The 16,013-nt window shown below is 72.4% G+C and carries 15 protein-coding genes, 1 tRNA gene and 1 pseudogene; 13 read left to right on the plus strand and 4 right to left on the minus strand.

The window, feature by feature from the left end; all coding sequences use genetic code 11:
* Positions 1-103 precede the first annotated feature (103 nt).
* From MED15_RS15265 to MED15_RS15305, 9 genes are all read left to right on the plus strand, one after another.
* Complete coding sequence (locus MED15_RS15265) at positions 104-658, plus strand: LppU/SCO3897 family protein (RefSeq protein ID WP_112698474.1); 555 nt, start codon at positions 104-106, stop codon at positions 656-658.
* A 199-nt stretch (positions 659-857) separates the two neighbouring features.
* Positions 858-1,544, plus strand: a complete 687-nt coding sequence (locus MED15_RS15270) for a dienelactone hydrolase family protein (protein ID WP_112581964.1) — start codon at positions 858-860, stop codon at positions 1,542-1,544.
* 19 nt (positions 1,545-1,563) lie between these two features.
* Entirely contained in the window at positions 1,564-2,277 is a 714-nt protein-coding gene (locus MED15_RS15275; protein WP_112581965.1) for a uracil-DNA glycosylase, read from the plus strand.
* 22 nt (positions 2,278-2,299) lie between these two features.
* Positions 2,300-3,085: a DUF4129 domain-containing protein gene (locus tag MED15_RS15280; RefSeq protein WP_112581982.1), complete on the plus strand. Its 786-nt coding sequence runs from the start codon at positions 2,300-2,302 to the stop codon at positions 3,083-3,085.
* The gene (locus tag MED15_RS15285) at positions 3,082-3,666 is read left to right on the plus strand and encodes a hypothetical protein (protein WP_112581967.1); all 585 of its coding nucleotides are present in this window, start codon (positions 3,082-3,084) and stop codon (positions 3,664-3,666) included. The genes MED15_RS15280 and MED15_RS15285 overlap by 4 nt, the downstream gene beginning before the upstream one ends.
* Entirely contained in the window at positions 3,666-4,673 is a 1,008-nt protein-coding gene (locus tag MED15_RS15290; protein WP_112581968.1) for an AAA family ATPase, read from the plus strand. The genes MED15_RS15285 and MED15_RS15290 overlap by 1 nt, the downstream gene beginning before the upstream one ends.
* Positions 4,673-6,115: a DUF58 domain-containing protein gene (locus MED15_RS15295; RefSeq protein ID WP_112732423.1), complete on the plus strand. Its 1,443-nt coding sequence runs from the start codon at positions 4,673-4,675 to the stop codon at positions 6,113-6,115. The genes MED15_RS15290 and MED15_RS15295 overlap by 1 nt, the downstream gene beginning before the upstream one ends.
* Before the next feature lie 220 nt (positions 6,116-6,335).
* Positions 6,336-6,896 carry a hypothetical protein gene (locus MED15_RS15300; protein WP_112601915.1) on the plus strand — a complete coding sequence of 187 codons (561 nt, stop codon included), beginning with the start codon at positions 6,336-6,338 and terminating at the stop codon, positions 6,894-6,896.
* 102 nt (positions 6,897-6,998) lie between these two features.
* Positions 6,999-8,330, plus strand: a complete 1,332-nt coding sequence (locus tag MED15_RS15305) for an NAD(P)/FAD-dependent oxidoreductase (RefSeq protein ID WP_091394234.1) — start codon at positions 6,999-7,001, stop codon at positions 8,328-8,330.
* Between the two features lie 107 nt (positions 8,331-8,437).
* On the opposite strand, the gene MED15_RS15310 is transcribed toward MED15_RS15305, so the two are convergent.
* Complete coding sequence (locus tag MED15_RS15310; protein ID WP_181541746.1) at positions 8,438-10,297, minus strand: hypothetical protein; 1,860 nt, start codon at positions 10,295-10,297, stop codon at positions 8,438-8,440.
* A 101-nt stretch (positions 10,298-10,398) separates the two neighbouring features.
* Between MED15_RS15310 and MED15_RS15315 the strand changes: the two genes are divergently transcribed.
* The 4 genes from MED15_RS15315 to MED15_RS15330 all read left to right on the plus strand — a co-directional run bounded on the left by MED15_RS15315 (position 10,399) and on the right by MED15_RS15330 (position 12,663).
* A tRNA-Leu gene (locus tag MED15_RS15315) sits at positions 10,399-10,479 on the plus strand.
* Between the two features lie 106 nt (positions 10,480-10,585).
* Entirely contained in the window at positions 10,586-11,401 is an 816-nt protein-coding gene (locus MED15_RS15320; RefSeq protein ID WP_091394231.1) for a Bax inhibitor-1/YccA family protein, read from the plus strand.
* Between the two features lie 136 nt (positions 11,402-11,537).
* Positions 11,538-12,296 (plus strand): Bax inhibitor-1/YccA family protein, encoded by a 759-nt coding sequence (locus tag MED15_RS15325; RefSeq protein ID WP_112582471.1) that lies wholly within the window; start codon positions 11,538-11,540, stop codon positions 12,294-12,296.
* Between the two features lie 46 nt (positions 12,297-12,342).
* Positions 12,343-12,663 carry a hypothetical protein gene (locus MED15_RS15330; RefSeq protein ID WP_112582470.1) on the plus strand — a complete coding sequence of 107 codons (321 nt, stop codon included), beginning with the start codon at positions 12,343-12,345 and terminating at the stop codon, positions 12,661-12,663.
* A gap of 11 nt (positions 12,664-12,674) precedes the next feature.
* Here the strand turns inward: MED15_RS15330 and MED15_RS15335 are convergent, their stop codons facing one another.
* The 3 genes and pseudogenes from MED15_RS15335 to MED15_RS15345 form a co-directional block, all read right to left on the minus strand.
* Positions 12,675-13,937, minus strand: a complete 1,263-nt coding sequence (locus MED15_RS15335; protein WP_112582469.1) for an acetyl-CoA C-acetyltransferase — start codon at positions 13,935-13,937, stop codon at positions 12,675-12,677.
* A 78-nt stretch (positions 13,938-14,015) separates the two neighbouring features.
* Complete coding sequence (locus MED15_RS15340) at positions 14,016-14,828, minus strand: SGNH/GDSL hydrolase family protein (RefSeq protein ID WP_112601911.1); 813 nt, start codon at positions 14,826-14,828, stop codon at positions 14,016-14,018.
* Positions 14,814-15,877: pseudogene (locus MED15_RS15345) on the minus strand (SGNH/GDSL hydrolase family protein); the annotation flags it as partial. The pseudogene MED15_RS15345 and the gene MED15_RS15340, both read right to left, overlap by 15 nt.
* Positions 15,878-16,013 lie beyond the last annotated feature (136 nt).

Consider the following 16,013-nt stretch of genomic DNA (forward strand, 5'->3'; position numbering starts at 1 on the left):
CGAAGCTGGGAAATAGCTGAACGGACGAGGCGAGCGGGACGGCACCGGAAATCAATGATCGTTACGGTGTCGTCTGCTCATCAACCCCTCGGAAGGAACCCCCGTGTCAGAGCAGGTCGCACCGCCCCCCGCGCCCGACGCCGCAACCCCTGAGCCGGCCGTCGAGACGCCGCAAGCGGCCGCGCCGCAGTCTGCCGCGCAGCAGCCGCAGACGCCCGAGCAGCAGCCGGCCGCCGAGCACCAGCCGACGGCCGAGCCGAAGGCGGAGAAGTCCGGTGCGAAGAAGGCCATCGGCATCGTCGGTGCGGTCCTCGCCGTCGTCGTCATCGCCGGCCTGAAGTTCGGTGTCGCCTCGGCGATCGGCAACTACTTCAACAAGGACGAGACCGCAGCCGCCAAGACCGGCGACTGCATCGCCGAGCTGCCCGAGATCACCGGCACCGAGCAGGAGGAGGTCGACGGCGCCAAGGTCGTCGAGTGCACCTCCACCGACGCGGCGTACAGCGTGGTCGGCCGGGTGGACGGCCAGAGCGAGGCGCAGGCCAAGGCCGACACCACCTGCACCCAGTTCTTCAAGGAGGGCCAGGAGGGGTACGTCTTCTCCAGCATCGAGCCGGGCAAGACGGGCTACGTGCTCTGCCTGACCAAGAAGGTCTGACCACAGCGGTAGCTCGGCATCGACGGCGGCGGGAGCGGACCCCGCCGCCGTCGGCGTACCCGGAGTCACCGGGGGGCGAACGGGAGGTGAATGCCACTGTTCCGGCGTCTTCCCGACGGCCGCGCGGCGTGGCAGGCTACCGGCACGTAGGACCACTGGGCGACCAGCCAACGATGACTGACCGCTAGGAGGACGGCCCATGGGCGAAATGGTGAGCTACCGCAGCAACGGGGGCACGAGCGAGGGGTATCTCGCGATACCCGCCAGCGGCACGGCCAGCCCCGCCGTCATCGTCATTCAGGAATGGTGGGGTCTGGTCCCGCACATCCGGTCGGTGGCGGACCGGTTCGCCGAGGCCGGCTTCGTCGCCCTCGCCCCGGACTTCTACCACGGTGAGACGACCAGCGAGCCGGACGAGGCGCAGCGGCTCCTGCTGGCCATGCGGATGGACGAGGCGGCGAAGGACATCGCCGGAGCGGCCGACTATCTCGCCGGGCGGCCCGAGGTCACCGGTAAGGTCGGTGCCGTGGGCTTCTGCGCCGGTGGCAGCCTGGCCCTCTGGTCGGCCACCATCTCCGAGCGGATCGTCGCGACCGCCGGCTTCTATCCCGTGCTGCCCTGGGAGTCGATGCGCCCCGACTGGGCCGACTACGCCGGCAAGGCAGCGGTCATCCACTGCTCCGAAGAGGACGGCACCTCGGCCAACGACGGCGTACAGACCGCCCGGCGGGCCATCGAAGAAGCCGGCGGCGACTGCCACCTCTACGACTACCCGGGCACCTCGCACGCCTTCTTCAATGACGACCGGCCGGAGGCGTTCGACCAGCGCGCCGCCGCCAGCGCCTGGGCCCGCACCCTGGAACTCTTCCGGGCCAAGCTTGGCTGAGACGCGTACCCCCGCACAGGTGGTCGCCCGCGCAGCGCGGGCGACCGACCTGGCCGACCTCGACGCGGCGGTGAGCGACTGCTTCGCCTGCCCGCGGCTGGTCCAGTGGCGGGAGGAGGTCGCCCGCACCCGCCGGGCCGCCTTCCGCGACCAGGAGTACTGGGGTCGACCGGTGCCGGGCCTCGGCACGGGTGACGCCCGGATCGCCATCCTCGGGCTGGCGCCGGCCGCACACGGCGGCAACCGCACCGGCCGGATCTTCACCGGTGACCGGTCGGGTGACGTGCTGTTCGCCGCGCTGCACCGGGCCGGGCTGGCCAACCAGCCGACCAGCGTCGCCGCCGACGACGGGCTCACAGTGCGCGATCTGCGGATCTTCTCGGCCGTCCGGTGTGCGCCTCCGGACAACAAACCGACCCCAGTGGAACGGGACACCTGCGCACCCTGGCTGCACCGCGAGGTCACGTTGATCCGGCCCACGCTGCGGGTCGTGGTCGCGCTGGGCGCGTTCGCCTGGGCCGCGTGGTGGCCGGTGCTCCGCGCGGTGTACGGGCAGCCCCCGCCCAGCCCGCGACCGGTGTTCGGGCATGGGGCACACTGGTCCGGCACGAACGCCCCGGACTTGCTCGGCTGCTACCACGTCAGTCAGCAGAACACCTTCACGGGGCGGTTGACACCAGGGATGTTGGACGACGTCTTCGGCCAGGCTAAACAGCTGGCCGGAGTGGACTGAGACGACGCGTGGGGTGGTGGCGATGACAGACGGAACACGCCCGCCCACACCGGCACCGTCCGCCGATCCCGGTGCGCTGCGGCCGGTGCTCGGCCTGCTCCGCCGGTGGTGGCCGGTCGGCGCGGTCGCCGCCCTGCTCGCCGGTGCCGCGCTGGCGTCCGCTCACTCGTCGATCGGGGCCAGTCGCATTCCGCCGGCCGCGGACAACGTTCCCTGGGTTCCCGAGTACCCGACCGTTGAGCCATCGCCGTCCATCCCGATCGAGCCCCGCGACGCCGGCGAGGCCACCCAGGCGCACATCCCGCAGTGGGTCGGCACGGTGGCTGTGGTCCTGCTCGGGCTTGCCATCCTCGCCGCGCTCGGCTACCTCAGCTGGGTCCTGATCCGGGGCGCACTGCGCCGTACCACCCGGGCACTACCCGCGCAGCGGGCCCGCCGTACCGCCGAGGGCACCGCCCGCGAGGTGGTCGCCGCCCTCGACGCCGGCCTGGTGGAGCTCGACGACCGGGACACCGACCCCCGGGTGGCGGTGATCGCCTGCTGGGTGCGCCTGGAGGAGACCGCCGCCGCGGCCGGCGTGCCGAGGCTCGCCGGAGACACCCCCACCGACCTGGTCAGCCGACTCTTGCAGGGCGACCCGGCGGCGGGCGTGCCGGCCATCGCCAGCACCGACGTGCTTGCCGAGTTCGCGCACGTCTACCGGGAGGCCCGGTACGCCACCCACCCGGTCGGCGAACGCACCCGGGACCAGGCCCGCGCCGCGCTCGGCCGGCTGCGCGGAGAGCTCACCGCGGCGGTGACCTCATGAGCAGCACCAGCATCGACGATCTGCTCGCGTTCGAGGAGGAGGCCGCGCCGGTCGGTCCGCAGGCGCGCCCGTCCCGATGGCGTCCCGTGCTGCGCTCGCTCGCGTGGGCCGCCGCGTTGGTAGCGGTCCTGCTGGTCGGCCTCCGCGCGGTGGGCCTCCAGGTTTCGCTGCCCGTACTGATCGCCGGGGTGCTCGCCGTGCTGGCGGTCCGCCGGGTCACCGCCCTGCTGGCGCCGCCGCCCCCGCCGCCGCCGGCTCGCCAGGCCGGCGCGGGCGAAGACGACGGCAGCTACAACTGGGGCGCCCGGGACGCGCTGCGTGGCGCGATCAACCAGTGGGAACGGCCCCTGGACTGGTCCGCGAACCGAACCGAACGTTTCACCGAGGTGGTCCTGCCCCGGATCGGTGAACTGGCCGACGAGCGGATGCGGCTGAAACACGGCGTCACCCGTGAGTCGGATCCCGCCCGCGCTCGCGTCCTGCTGGGTGACCGCCTGTGGACGTTCCTGGAGACCCCGCCTCGCCGCACCCCGTCGCCGCGCGACCTCGCGGTGATCGTCGCCGAACTGGAGAACATCTGATGAACGACGTGGACCGGAGCATTGCCCCCGCCGAGGTCGGGCAGCTGGCTCGGACGGTCCTGGACGCGGTCGGCACCGTCGTGGTCGGCAAACGGGACGCGTTGGAGCTGGTCCTCGCCGGCATCCTCGCGGGCGGGCACGTGCTCCTGGAGGACCTGCCGGGGCTCGGTAAGACACTCACCGCCCGCTCGTTCGCCCAGGCCCTCGGGTTGGACTTCCGTCGGTTGCAGTTCACCCCAGACCTGCTCCCCGCCGACGTCACCGGCTCCTTCCTGTACGACCAGCGCAACGGCGACTTCACCTTCCGGGCCGGCCCGGTCTTCACCAACCTGCTCCTCGCCGACGAGATCAACCGGACACCGCCGAAGACCCAGTCCGCGCTGCTGGAGGCGATGCAGGAGAAGCAGGTGTCGGTCGAGGGTGTCACCTACAAGCTCGACGAGCCGTTCCACGTGCTGGCCACCGCCAACCCCATCGAGTACGAGGGCACCTACCCGCTGCCGGAGGCGCAGCTGGACCGGTTCCTGCTGCGGGTCTCGTTCGGTTACCCGCAGCACGAAGAGGAGTGGGAGGTGCTGCGTCGTCGGATGAGCCGTCGCCGGGAGGAGGCGGACATCAAGGCGGTTGTCGACGCGGCGACGCTGCGGGCCATGCAGGCCGCACTGGAGGACGTGGTGGTGGAGGACTCCATCGGCCGCTACATCGTGTCGCTCACCGCGGCCACCCGGGAACACCCGTCGGTGCTGGTCGGCGCCTCACCTCGCGGTTCGCTGGCGCTGCTGCTGCTGGCCCGGGTCCGCGCGGTGTTCGGCGGACGGGACTACGTGGTGCCGGAGGACGTCAAGTCGGTGGCGGCGCCCGCCCTGGCCCACCGGATCACCCTGCGCCCGGAGATGTGGTTGCGTCGGGTCGACCCGGCGTTCGTGGTGGGCGAGGTGCTGGAGGCGACTCCCGCCCCGGCCAGTGGCGCGCTGCCCAGCTACGCCGCCGGCGGGCCCCGGCACTGATGTCCGGACCGACAGTGCCGACGGCCACCGAAGCGGAACCGGCTGCCGGCTGGGCGCCCACCCCGGCGCTCGGCCGCGCGGTGCTGCTCGCCGGCCTGCTGCTGGTGGCCGGGGTGCTGCTGGGCCGGGTGGACCTCATCGTGCTCGCCGCCCCGTTCGCGTTGGGCACCGCGTACGCGCTGCGTCGACGACCCACGGCGCTGCCGCAGGTGTGGATCACCCAGGGTGACGGTGGGCCGCTGGTCGAGGGCGGTGACGTGGCGGCGGCGGTGAGCGTCGGCAACCCGGACACTGTCGACTACGACCTGGTGGTGATGCGTACCCGCGTGTCGCCGTGGCTGCGGATCGACCGGGCCGGCTTCGCCCGCGACGAGGTTGTCGACGACGGGGCGCCGAGCGCCACAGCGGAAACCGGTGCGACGGTGCAGGGCAACGGCGGGCGCCGTTCCGTCGCGGACCGGCCGTTCGTGACGTCGGTGCCGATCGGCGCCGCCGTGGACCTGGAGCTGGCCGGCAAGGCCCTGCGCTGGGGCCGGCACCCGGTCGGCCCCGCCGGTGCCCGGGTCGCCACGGCCGGGGGTCTGCTGGTCTCCCGGGCGGTGATCACCGAGCCGGTACGGGTGCGGGTGTACCCCCGTACCGAGCCGTTCGAGGCTGTCGAGGCGATGCCCCGCGCCGCCGGGCTGGTCGGAGCGCACCACTCTCGCCGACCGGGAGAGGGCGGCGAGCTTGCCGGCGTACGCGTCTTCGCCCCCGGCGACCGGCTGCGCCGGATCGACTGGCGGGTCTCGTTGCGGGCCCGGCAGTTGCACGTGGCCGCCACCCTCTCCGACCGGGACGCGGAGGTGGTGGTGCTGCTCGACGTGCTCGCCGAGGCGGGCCGCTCCGGTGGGGTGGACGGCGCCGCCTCGGTGCTGGACACCACCGTCCGGGCCACCGCCGCGATCGCCGAGCACTACCTGCACCGTGGTGATCGGGTCTCGCTGCTGGAGTACGGGCCGGCCGCCCGCCGGCTCCGGCCAGCCGCCGGGCGGCGGCAGTACCTGACCGTCCTGGAGTGGTTGCTCGACGTCCGGGTCCACGTGTCCGCTCACGAACCGTACGACCAGGTCTTCGGCCCGCAGTTACTCTCCTCGGACGCGTTGGTGGTGGTGCTCACCCCGCTGCTGGACGAACGGTCGGCGCAGATGCTCGCCCGGTTGGCCCGCGGTGGGAGGTTCGTGGTGGCGGTCGACACGTTGCCGACCGACCTGGCGTCACCGAAGGACCGGGGTTGGGCCGAGGTGGCGTACCGGCTGTGGCGCCTGGATCGGGAGATCATGATCGGGCAGCTCCGGGAGCACGGCGTACCGGTGGTGCGCTGGGCCGGTGCCGGCAGCCTGGACCAGGTGTTGCGGGACGTGGCCCGGTTGGCGACGGCCCCGAGGGTGGGTGGCCGGTGAGCGCGAGGAGTGAGCTTGCGAGCCCCGCAGTCGCGAACGAGAGGCGGGTGCGGTGAGCGCGAGGAGTGAGCTTGCGAGCCCCGCAGTCGCGAACGAGAGGCGGGTGCGGTGAGCGCGAGGAGTGAGCTTGCGAGCCCCGCAGTCGCGAACGAGAGGCGGGTGCGGTGAGCGCGAGGAGTGAGCTTGCGAGCCCCGCAGTCGCGAACGGAAGGCGGGTGCGGTGAACGCGGTGGTGGAGCGGGTTCGGGCGGTGCAGTACGCCGTCGCTCGCGTCAGCGTGGCCCCGCTGCTGGTCCGGGCCGGGATCTTCGTCATCGTGTTTGCCGGGTTCGCCCTGGCGTTCCCCGCGGAGGTGCTTTCCGGCCGGCCGATCTTCTTCATGGCGGTGGCTGCCCTGTTGCCCGCGTTCGGGCCGCGCAAGGTCTGGACGACCTTCACGGCATTGGTCACGGTCGGCGGCTGGCTGCTCGCCACCGACGGGTACGGCCGTCCGGTCGCCCTCTGGCGGCTTCTCGCCGTCGCGGCCCTGCTCTACCTGGGTCACACCCTCTGCGCGCTGGCCGCACTGTTGCCCTATGACGCGATGGTGGACCCCGAGTTGATCACCCGTTGGTTGGTGCGGTCGGCCGCCGTGCTGTTGGGTTCCGCCGTGCTCGGCGTGCTGCTGCTGCAGGCGACGGGGACGGGTGGGGGCGCCGGATACCAGTGGGTGACAGTGCTGGGGCTGCTGGTGGCGGTGGGAATGGCAGTGTTGCTGGGCTGGCTTCTGCGGCGTCGGTGACCACTGCGACCCGAGGGTTACGCAGGTCACATGGGTTGTGCTCCGTCACAGATGGGGGGCGCGAGCGGGATTACCTGAGCCGGCCGGGGAAAGATAGACAACGTGAATCCGAAGCGGATCCTTGTGGTTGGTGCCGGGCACGTCGGTCTGTACGCGGCCCTGCGCCTGTCGAAGAAGCTCAGCTCCCGTGAGGCTGAGGTCATGGTGGTTGACCCCCAACCCCACATGACCTATCAGCCGTTCCTGCCGGAGGCGGCGGCGGGCAACATCTCCCCGCGGCACTCCGTGGTGCCGCTGCGGCGGGAGTTGCGCCGGTGCAAGATGGTGGCCGGCACGGTCACGCGGATCGAGCACGACCGCAAGGTGGCCACCGTGCAGCCGATCAGCGGCCCGGCCCGGGAGATCACGTACGACCACGTGATCGTGGCTCCGGGTTCGGTCTCCCGCACCCTGCCGATCCCCGGTCTGCACGAGCAGGGCATCGGGTTCAAGACCATCGGTGAGGCGATCTACCTGCGCAACCACGTGCTGGATCGGCTCGACGTGGCGGCCGCCACGCCGGATCCGGACGTCCGCCGTTCGGCGCTGACCTTCACCTTCGTCGGCGGTGGGTACGCCGGCATCGAGGCGCTCGCCGAGATGGAGGACATGGCTCGCGACGCCCTGCGTTACTACCCGGAGCTCAAGCAGGACGAGGTCCGCTGGGTGCTGGTCGAGGCGACCCAGCGGGTGCTGCCCGAGGTCGACCGGGACATGGGTGCCTACACCGTGCAGCAGTTGATGAAGCGCAACATGGACATCCGGCTGGACACCCGCCTCGAGTCCTGCGTCGACGGGGTGGTCAAGCTCTCCGACGGTGACAGCTTCCGCTCCGACACGATCGTCTGGACGGCCGGTGTGAAGCCGTCGCCGATGCTGGACTCGACCGACTTCCCGCGCGACGACCGTCGACGGATCACCTGCCTGCCCACGCTCCAGGTGGTCGACGGTGACCAGGTGCTCGAGGGTGCCTGGAGCGCCGGGGACTGCGCCGCCGTGCCGGACCTGACCAAGGAGCCGGGCAACTTCTGCTCGCCGAGCGCTCAGCACGCGGTGCGCCAGGCCGCGCGGATGGCCGACAACATCACGGCCGTGATCCGGGGTCGCGAGCCGGTGAACTACAAGCACAAGCACGTCGGCAGTGTGGCCAGCCTCGGCCTGCACAAGGGCGTGGCCCAGGTGTACGGGATCAAGATGACCGGTTGGCCGGCCTGGGTGATGCACCGGACGTACCACATGAGCCGGATCCCGTCGTTCAACCGGAAGGTCCGCGTGGTGGTGGACTGGTCGTTGGCGTTCTTCCTCAAGCGTGAGGTGGTCGCCCTGGGCCAGCTGCACGACCCGCGCGAGGAGTTCGTCGAGGCATCCCAGCCGGTCGGCGCGCCCCGCGTCTGACCACCAACTGCACGAAGGGGCCCCTGCCTACCGTTTCTGGTAGGCAGGGGCCCCTTGTCGCATCCGGTGCCGGTCGCGCGCGTCGTCGGACGTGCGTCGAGGCGTGTTCAGACCCGCCAGGTCCAGGCGTCGGCGATGCGGGTGGGTGGGCCGTAGAGCTGCTCCAGGGTGGCGCGCAGGGCCTGGGCGTGGGGGGCGTCGTCGGTCAGGGCCACACAGGAGGCGCCCCAGAAGTCGGCATCGCGGACGGCCTGTCGGCGCTGCTCGTCGCCGATGGCCGGTTGGTCGCCACGGCGGGCCACATCCGCCAGTAGCGCGGAGGTGGGCTGTTTGAAGGTGCCCATCGCCGCGGTGCCGCCCCTTCCGTACGGGCCGATGAAGAAGCCTTCCGGCAGCCCGAAGCCGGCGTCGGCGGCGGTCGCCCAGCGCATCGGCCAGGGCTCCTTCGGGGTTGGCAGTGGCACCGGGACCAGCACCCCGCCCGGCGGTACGCACTGCCGCCAGTGGCCGCCGGTGATGAACTCCGGCACGGCGGGTCGTCCGGCGGTCGGCAGGGGGGTCGGGAAGATCGGCAGCAGCGCCACTCCGACGGCCAGGGGCACCAGCCGCCGCGCCGGACCGGAGCTGCGCAGGGCCCGGTCGACAGCGAGCACCAGCAGCGTCGCGACGATCGGCAGCAACGCCAGCGCGAACCGCATCGGCAACGCCCCGTCCACCACCGGCAGCCCTCCGATCAGGGCGTACGGGCCGGGGATCGCCGTCCTGGTGCCGCCGAGCACCACCTCGGGGCCGAGCGAGAGCGCCCCCATCACCAGGCCCGCCGCGACGCAGGCGAAGACCAGCCGGCGTCGCCCGGCCCAGATCGCGCAGACCCCGGCGACCAGCAGCAGTGGCCAGCCGAGGAACGTGTTGTACTCGGCGGGGCCGGTGGTCAGCCGGGCGGATTCGTCGCTGCCGGCCACCGACAGCGGGGAGAGCGTCCACCAACTGCTCAGGTCGGCGGAGAAGTAGGCCGGGGTGAACATCCCGTCGGCGACTCCCTGCGGCCCGGCGAACTGGAACCACAGCGGATAGCCGAGCACCAGCAGGGCGAGCGCGGCGGCGATCGCCAACCCGCCGGCGAACCCGGGGAGCGCCCGGCGGGCCAGGTCCCGGTCCGCCACGGCGTAGCTGATCGCCATCACCAGCAGCGTGATCGCGGCGAGGAAGAGCACCTCCTCGCCGATGAAGACCTGCGCGCTGATCGCGCCGGCCAGCCCCGCCGCGGAGGTGAACAGCCGACGACGGTCCGGCCCGGTGGCTCGGGTATTGCCGGCCTGGTCGGGGGTATCGGGCCCCGGGTCGGCCGCCCGCAGCAGCCGGACCACCAGCCAGACGATCACCGGCACCAGCCACTGGGCGGTCATGTGCAGGTGGCTGTTGGTCTGCGACATCATGCCGGGTCCGAATCCGCACAGCCCGCCGCCGAGTGCGGCGGCCACCCGGCGGACGCGCAGCGTCCGGTGGAACAGCAGGTACCAGGCGAGTGCGGTGCCGGCGAGGTTGCCGGCGGCGAGCAGCGCGAAGGTGACCGGTGCGCCCAGCAGCAGGGTGACCGGCGCGAAGAGGACGCCGAGGGCGATCACCGTGGTGTTGGCCATCAGGTTCACACCGTCGGGAGCGTTGAGCCGGTCGGTGAGCAGGTCGAAGTCGCCGAGCAGCGCGCGGGCGTCCACCGCCAGGAACCACTCGTAGAGGGTCTGGTCCTCCGGGTTGAGCGCCAGGATGCGGGCGCCCGGGTCGGGCCACAGCCCGTGCGTGAGCCAGCCGGCCAGCACCGCGAAGATCAGAGCGGCCAGCAGATCTGCCCGGTGGCGGCGGACGGCGGCCAGCAGCCGGGTGGCCCGGGGTCGGCGGTTGACCTGATCGGCGAGGCGGAATGCCTGCTCAGGGGCGGCGTCGGGGGCCGTGGGGGCTGCGCTGCTCACGGCATCGACCCTAATGTGGCCAGGCCGGCGGGGTACGCCGGGTCGCCGCAGACCGGCTACGGTGACAATGCATCAGGCGTGTCGGCGCGCCGGTGCCACTCGCCCGGGTGGTGGAAAGGCAGACACGGCCGCCTTAAAAGCGGCTGCCGAAAGGCGTGCGGGTTCGACCCCCGCCCCGGGCACCGGTCGACTCACACATTCTCATTCGTGATCTCCAGGACTTGGCTCTGCCGTTTACTCTTGGAGGGCACGTTCACGTGCAAACGACCCCCTGAGGGAGGCCAGACAGTGAAGACCTCGAACCCGGTGCTCGCCCGGCTCGGCCAAGCGGCCGAGCGGGAGCGCTCCGCCGGGTACGCCCCGGCCGGGCCGTACGGACAGCCCGGCATTCCCCAGCAGTACCCGTCCCAGGCCGGTTACCCGGCCGCGCCGCCGACCGTGGCGCCGATGACCGTCGACGACGTGGTCGTCAAGACGGTCGCTCTGCTCGGCATCCTCGGCATCACCGCCGCGGCCGCCTGGGTGCTCGTGCCCGACGCGCTGGTCGGTACCGCGTGGATCGGCGCGGCGGTGGTCGGCCTGGTCCTCGGCTTGATCATTTCGTTCTCCCGGATGGCCAACCCGGCGCTCGTGATCGCGTACGCGGTCGTCGAGGGTGTCTTCGTCGGCATGGTCAGCAAGGCGTTCGAGACGCGTTACGACGGCATCGTGCTCCAGGCCGCCGTGGCCAGCTTCGGCATCTTCTTCCTGATGGCGATGCTCTACAAGGCGAAGGTCATCCGGGCCACCCCGGCCTTCGTCAAGGGCATGATCGCGGTGATGGTCGGCCTCTTCGCCGTCATGATGATCAACCTGGTGCTGGCGCTGTTCGGCGTCAACACCGGCCTGCGCGACGGCAGCCCGCTCGCCATCGGGTTCAGCCTGGTCTGCATCGTGGTCGCCTCGCTGAGCTTCGTGCTCAGCTTCAAGGAGATCGAGGACGGCGTCCGGATGGGCCTGCCGCAGCGCTACTCCTGGGTGGCCGCGTTCGGCATCCTGGTCAGCCTGGTCTGGCTCTACATCGAGATCCTGCGCCTGCTGAGCTACTTCCAGGGCGACGACTGACCTCGTCCGCACTGCCGACCGGCGCCCGTCCCCACTCCGGTGGGGGCGGGCGCCGTCGTCCGCGCCGTTTGCCCGCCGCCGCCGGTCCGCCCGGGGCAGAGTGACTTCGGGGGGTACGCGGGCGAAGGAGGCGGCGGTGCGCAGCAACAACCCGGTGCTCAACCGGCTGGACGAGCCCAGCCGGGTGGAGGCACGGGTGCTCGGCGCCCGCGACGTCGAGCCGATGACCGTCGACGACGTGGTGGTCCGTACCGTCGGGTTGCTGCTCGTGACCGGCGCGGCCGCCGCGGTGTCCTGGGCGGTGATCCCCGACGCGGTGTGGCTGGGCGCCGCGTTGGCCGGCACCGCGCTCGCCTCGATAGCGCTGGTCCTGGTCATCTCGTTGCGAGCGATCACCAACCCGGTGCCGATCGTCGGCTACGCGGTCCTCCAGGGCCTGCTGCTGGGGGTGGCGAGCCGCACCTTCGAGCAGGTCTACCCGGGCATCGTGGTGCAGGCGGTGGCCGGCACCTTCGGTGTCTTCCTCGGCATGGCGGCGCTCTACCGGGCCCGGGTGATCCGGGCGACGCCTCGGCTGGCCCGCCTGGTGATCGGCACTCTGCTCGGCATCGCCGTGCTCAGCGTGGTCAACCTGGTGTCGTACCTGATCACTGGGCGACCGGGCCTGGCGGTCTACAGCGTCAGCGGGGAGGTCGGCTGGCTGCCGTACGCCTTCTCGGTGGTGGCCATCATCGCCGGGGCGTTCAGTTTCATCCTCGACTTCGATCTCGTCGAACGCTCGGTGCGCGACGGTCGAGCCCGTCGGTACGCGTGGCTGAGCGCGTTCGGCCTGCTCACCGGGTTGGTCTTCCTCTACTGGCAGTTGCTGCGGCTGCTCAGCTACCTGCGCCGCTGACCGGCCCGACCCGGCGCGGTCGGTGTCGGCCGTAGACTCGGCGGCGATGAGCGCAGCGGAGTTGGACAAGGCCGTGCAGTTGCTGGTCCGTCAGATCGCGCACTGGCAGCAGCCCCGGTGGGCGGCGGTCGCGACCGCCGGCAACGTGTCCCGCGCCGACCTGGTGCACCGCCTGGTGCAGGAGGTGGCCAACCTGGCCGCCGACGCCGAGGGGGAGCCGCGCCGGGTGGTGCCCCGGCTCGACAACGACCTGGCCCTGCCCGACCAGCTGCGGGTGGTCACGGCGGACCTGCTGGCCGCCGACCCGGGGGACGAGGCGCTGAGCCGGGCCGCCGCCGAGGTGACGGCGACCCGCAGCGCGCTCTGAGGGCAGCTCGCTCAGTTGAGCCGTTCGAGCACCATGGCCATGCCCTGGCCACCGCCCACGCACATGGTCTCCAGACCGATGGTCTTGTCGTGCCACTCCAGTGCGTTGAGCAGGGTGCCGGTGATCCGGGCGCCGGTCATGCCGAACGGGTGGCCGACCGCGATGGCCCCGCCCATCACGTTCAGCTTCTCCTCCGGGATGCCCAGCTCGCGGTAGGAGGGGATGACCTGCGCGGCGAACGCCTCGTTGATCTCGACGAGGTCGACGTCGTCGATGGTCATGCCAGCTCGGCGCAGTGCCTGCCGGGACGCCTCGACCGGCCCGAGACCCATGATCTCCGGCGACAGGGCTGTCACACCGGTCGAGACGATCCGGGCCAGCGGGGTGAGCCCGAGCTCCTCGGCCCGTTGGGCGCTCATCACCACCACGGCGGCGGCGCCGTCGTTGAGCGGGCAGCAGTTGCCGGCGGTGATTCGACCGTCCGGGCGGAACACCGGCTTCAGGCCGGCGACCGCGTCGAGGGTGACGCCGGCTCGGGGCCCGTCGTCGGTGCTCACCACGGTGCCGTCCGGCGTGGTGACCGGGGTGATCTCCCGGGCCCAGAAACCGTCGGCGATGGCCTTCTCGGCGAGGTTCTGGCTGCGTACGCCGAACTCGTCCATGTCGGCGCGGGTGACGTCGTACACCTGGGCCAGGTTCTCCGCGGTCTGCCCCATGGTCAGGTAGATGTCGGGCAGTTCGCCGGCCTCACGCGGGTCGGTCCACACCTCGGCGCCGCCCTGCGCGCGGCGCTTCGAGCGCTCACCGGCCGGCCCGAAGCGGGGGTTCTCCCAGCCGCCGCCGACCAGGGCCTGCGCCTCGGGCGGCAGCCCGTCGGAGCTGCCCCGGGCGTAGCGGGAGACCATCTCCACGCCGGCGGAGACGAACACGTCGCCCTCGCCGGCCCGGATCGCGTGCATCGCCATCCGGGTGGTCTGCAACGAGGAGGCGCAGTAGCGGGTCAGCGTGGCGCCGGGGACAGTGTCCAGACCGAGGAGGGTGGACACCACCCGGGCCATGTTGAAGCCCTGCTCGCCGCCGGGCAGGCCGCACCCGAGGTAGAGGTCGTCGATCGTGGTCGGATCGAGCGCGGGGATCTTGTCCAGCGCGGCCTGGACGATGGTCGCGGCGAGGTCGTCGGAGCGGACGTCGCGCAGGGACCCCTTGTGCGCCCGGCCGATGGGGGAGCGGGCGGTGGCGACGATGACGGCGTCGCGGGACGACTCAATCGGCATGGACCAACGTTAACCCGCCGGTAACATGGCGCGGAAGAAGCCGGCGCGGCGGGAAATGTCACCCTGGCCGGGGACGATCTAGCGCCGGGTCGTGGCCGCCGCCGCGGCGACGATGGCGGGCAACAGCGCGTGCGCCCAGACCCGGTAGCCGTCGGCGGAGGGGTGGAAGCCGTCCTGGCAGAGCGTCCCGGCGTCGGCCCGGAACACCGGCCCGGTCTCGGTGGCCAGGTCGACCACCGAGCCGCCCGCCTCCAGCACGGCAGTGGTCTGCGCGCGGGCCACCCGACGCCCGGACCAGCCGACCACCTGGCGCAGCGGAGGCGCGATGGCCCGCACCGCCCCGAGGTCGGGGCAGGTGCCCACCACCACCTCGACGCGCGCCTCGCGCAGGCGGTGCACCGCCGCGCCGAGATAGGCCGCCGCGTCGGACGGTCGGCGCAGCCCGGTGGCGTCGTTCGCGCCGATCAGGATCAACGCCACGTCGGGCCGCTCACCCAGCAGGGCCCGGGCCACCTGGGTGGCGAGGTCCGTCGAGCGGGACCCGGAGACGCCGACGCTGGACAGGTGGACCCGGCGGCCGGTCGGGCCCTCGGCGAGCAGGTTGGCCAACTGCCCGCCGATGGTGTCCTCCAGGCGGTCGACACCGACGCCCAGTGCCGACGAGTCGCCCAGCAACACCAGTCGTAGCGGGGCAGCGCCCGCCCGGCCGATCGTCGCCCGCAGGGCAAGGCCGAGCTCCGGTTCGGCGTAGCGTCGGTGCCGGGCGATGAACGCCTCACCTGCGAGGACGGCGGCGCCCCCGACGGTGCCGGCGAACAGCGAGATCGCCGCCGCCCGACCCAGTCGGCCGGCGAGGCCGGAGGTCACGCTCCGCGCGCTGCGCTCGTTCATGCCAGTCCCTCCACTGTCGAGGTGTCCGAGGCGGACCCGCGCTGCGGCACCGCGCCAACACCGAAGAACGCCCGTCGGCGCAGCTGCGCCCACCGGCCGGCCGGCCCTCGGTCGCGGCCCCGGACCTGGACGCCGCTGACCTCCGTGCCGGCGTGTCGAGCCGCCTCCTGCGCGGCCTTCGGCAGCGACCGTACGCCGTCGCCGCGCGTCATTGTGGCCCGTCGTTCCGGGGTCGCGCCGAGGGCGGAGAGCATCGTGGGTAGGAGCGCGGCAGCGGCCATCGCGTACCCCTCGGCGGAGGGATGGAACCGGTCCCAGGCGAACATCCGGGTCGGCTCGGCCGCGAACCGGGGGCCGAGCAGGTCACCGAGGGAGACCGTCCACCCGCCCGCCTCGACCACGGCCACCGTCTGGGCAGCGGCGAGCTGGCGGCTCCAGCGGTGCGCCAGCCAGCGCAGAGGTGGCTGGATCGGACGGATCGCGCCCAGGTCGGGGCAGGTGCCGACGACCACCTCGCACCCCGCGTCGCGCAGGGTGTGCACCGCCTCGACCAGATAGCGCACCGCCAGACCGCGCGGGGTGCGGTTGGTGATGTCGTTGCCGCCGATGAGGATCACCGCGATGTCGGGTCGGCACTCCAGCGCCGCCTCCACCTGGTGGCGTAGCGCCGCCGAGATGGCGCCGACCACCGCGAAGCGGTGCAGCCGCACCGGCCGGTGCAGTCGACGGGACAGGCCGGTGGCGAGCAACGCCCCGGGCGTCTCCCGACGGCGGTGCACCCCGTAGCCGGCCGCCGACGAGTCACCGAGCACGACCATGGTGAGCGCCGGACCGGGGAACTTCGCGCCGTACATCCCATCGCAGCGGGGCGGCGGCGCCTCGGCCATCGGGATGGTCCGTCGAGCCTGGCGGGCCTGGCCGACCAGCACCCCGCCGGTCGCCACCGCGGCCGCCGCGGTGGCGCCTGTCCCGATGGCGGCCAGCCGGACGAACCGCCGGGCCTGCCGCCAGCGCTCACCACCGGGTACGACGGAATGTGCCACCCCCATACCGCGACATTATCGCGCTGGCCCGACACACCGCTGTCGTCGTGACGGCACCCGGGTGCCTGGAAACCGACGCGACGGGGTACCTGGGTGGGTGAGGCCGGCCGACTTGCGCCGACCCGCCACGCTGATCCGGCGG

It is taken from the genome of Micromonospora noduli (genome assembly GCF_003264475.1).
Lineage (GTDB): Bacteria > Actinomycetota > Actinomycetes > Mycobacteriales > Micromonosporaceae > Micromonospora > Micromonospora noduli.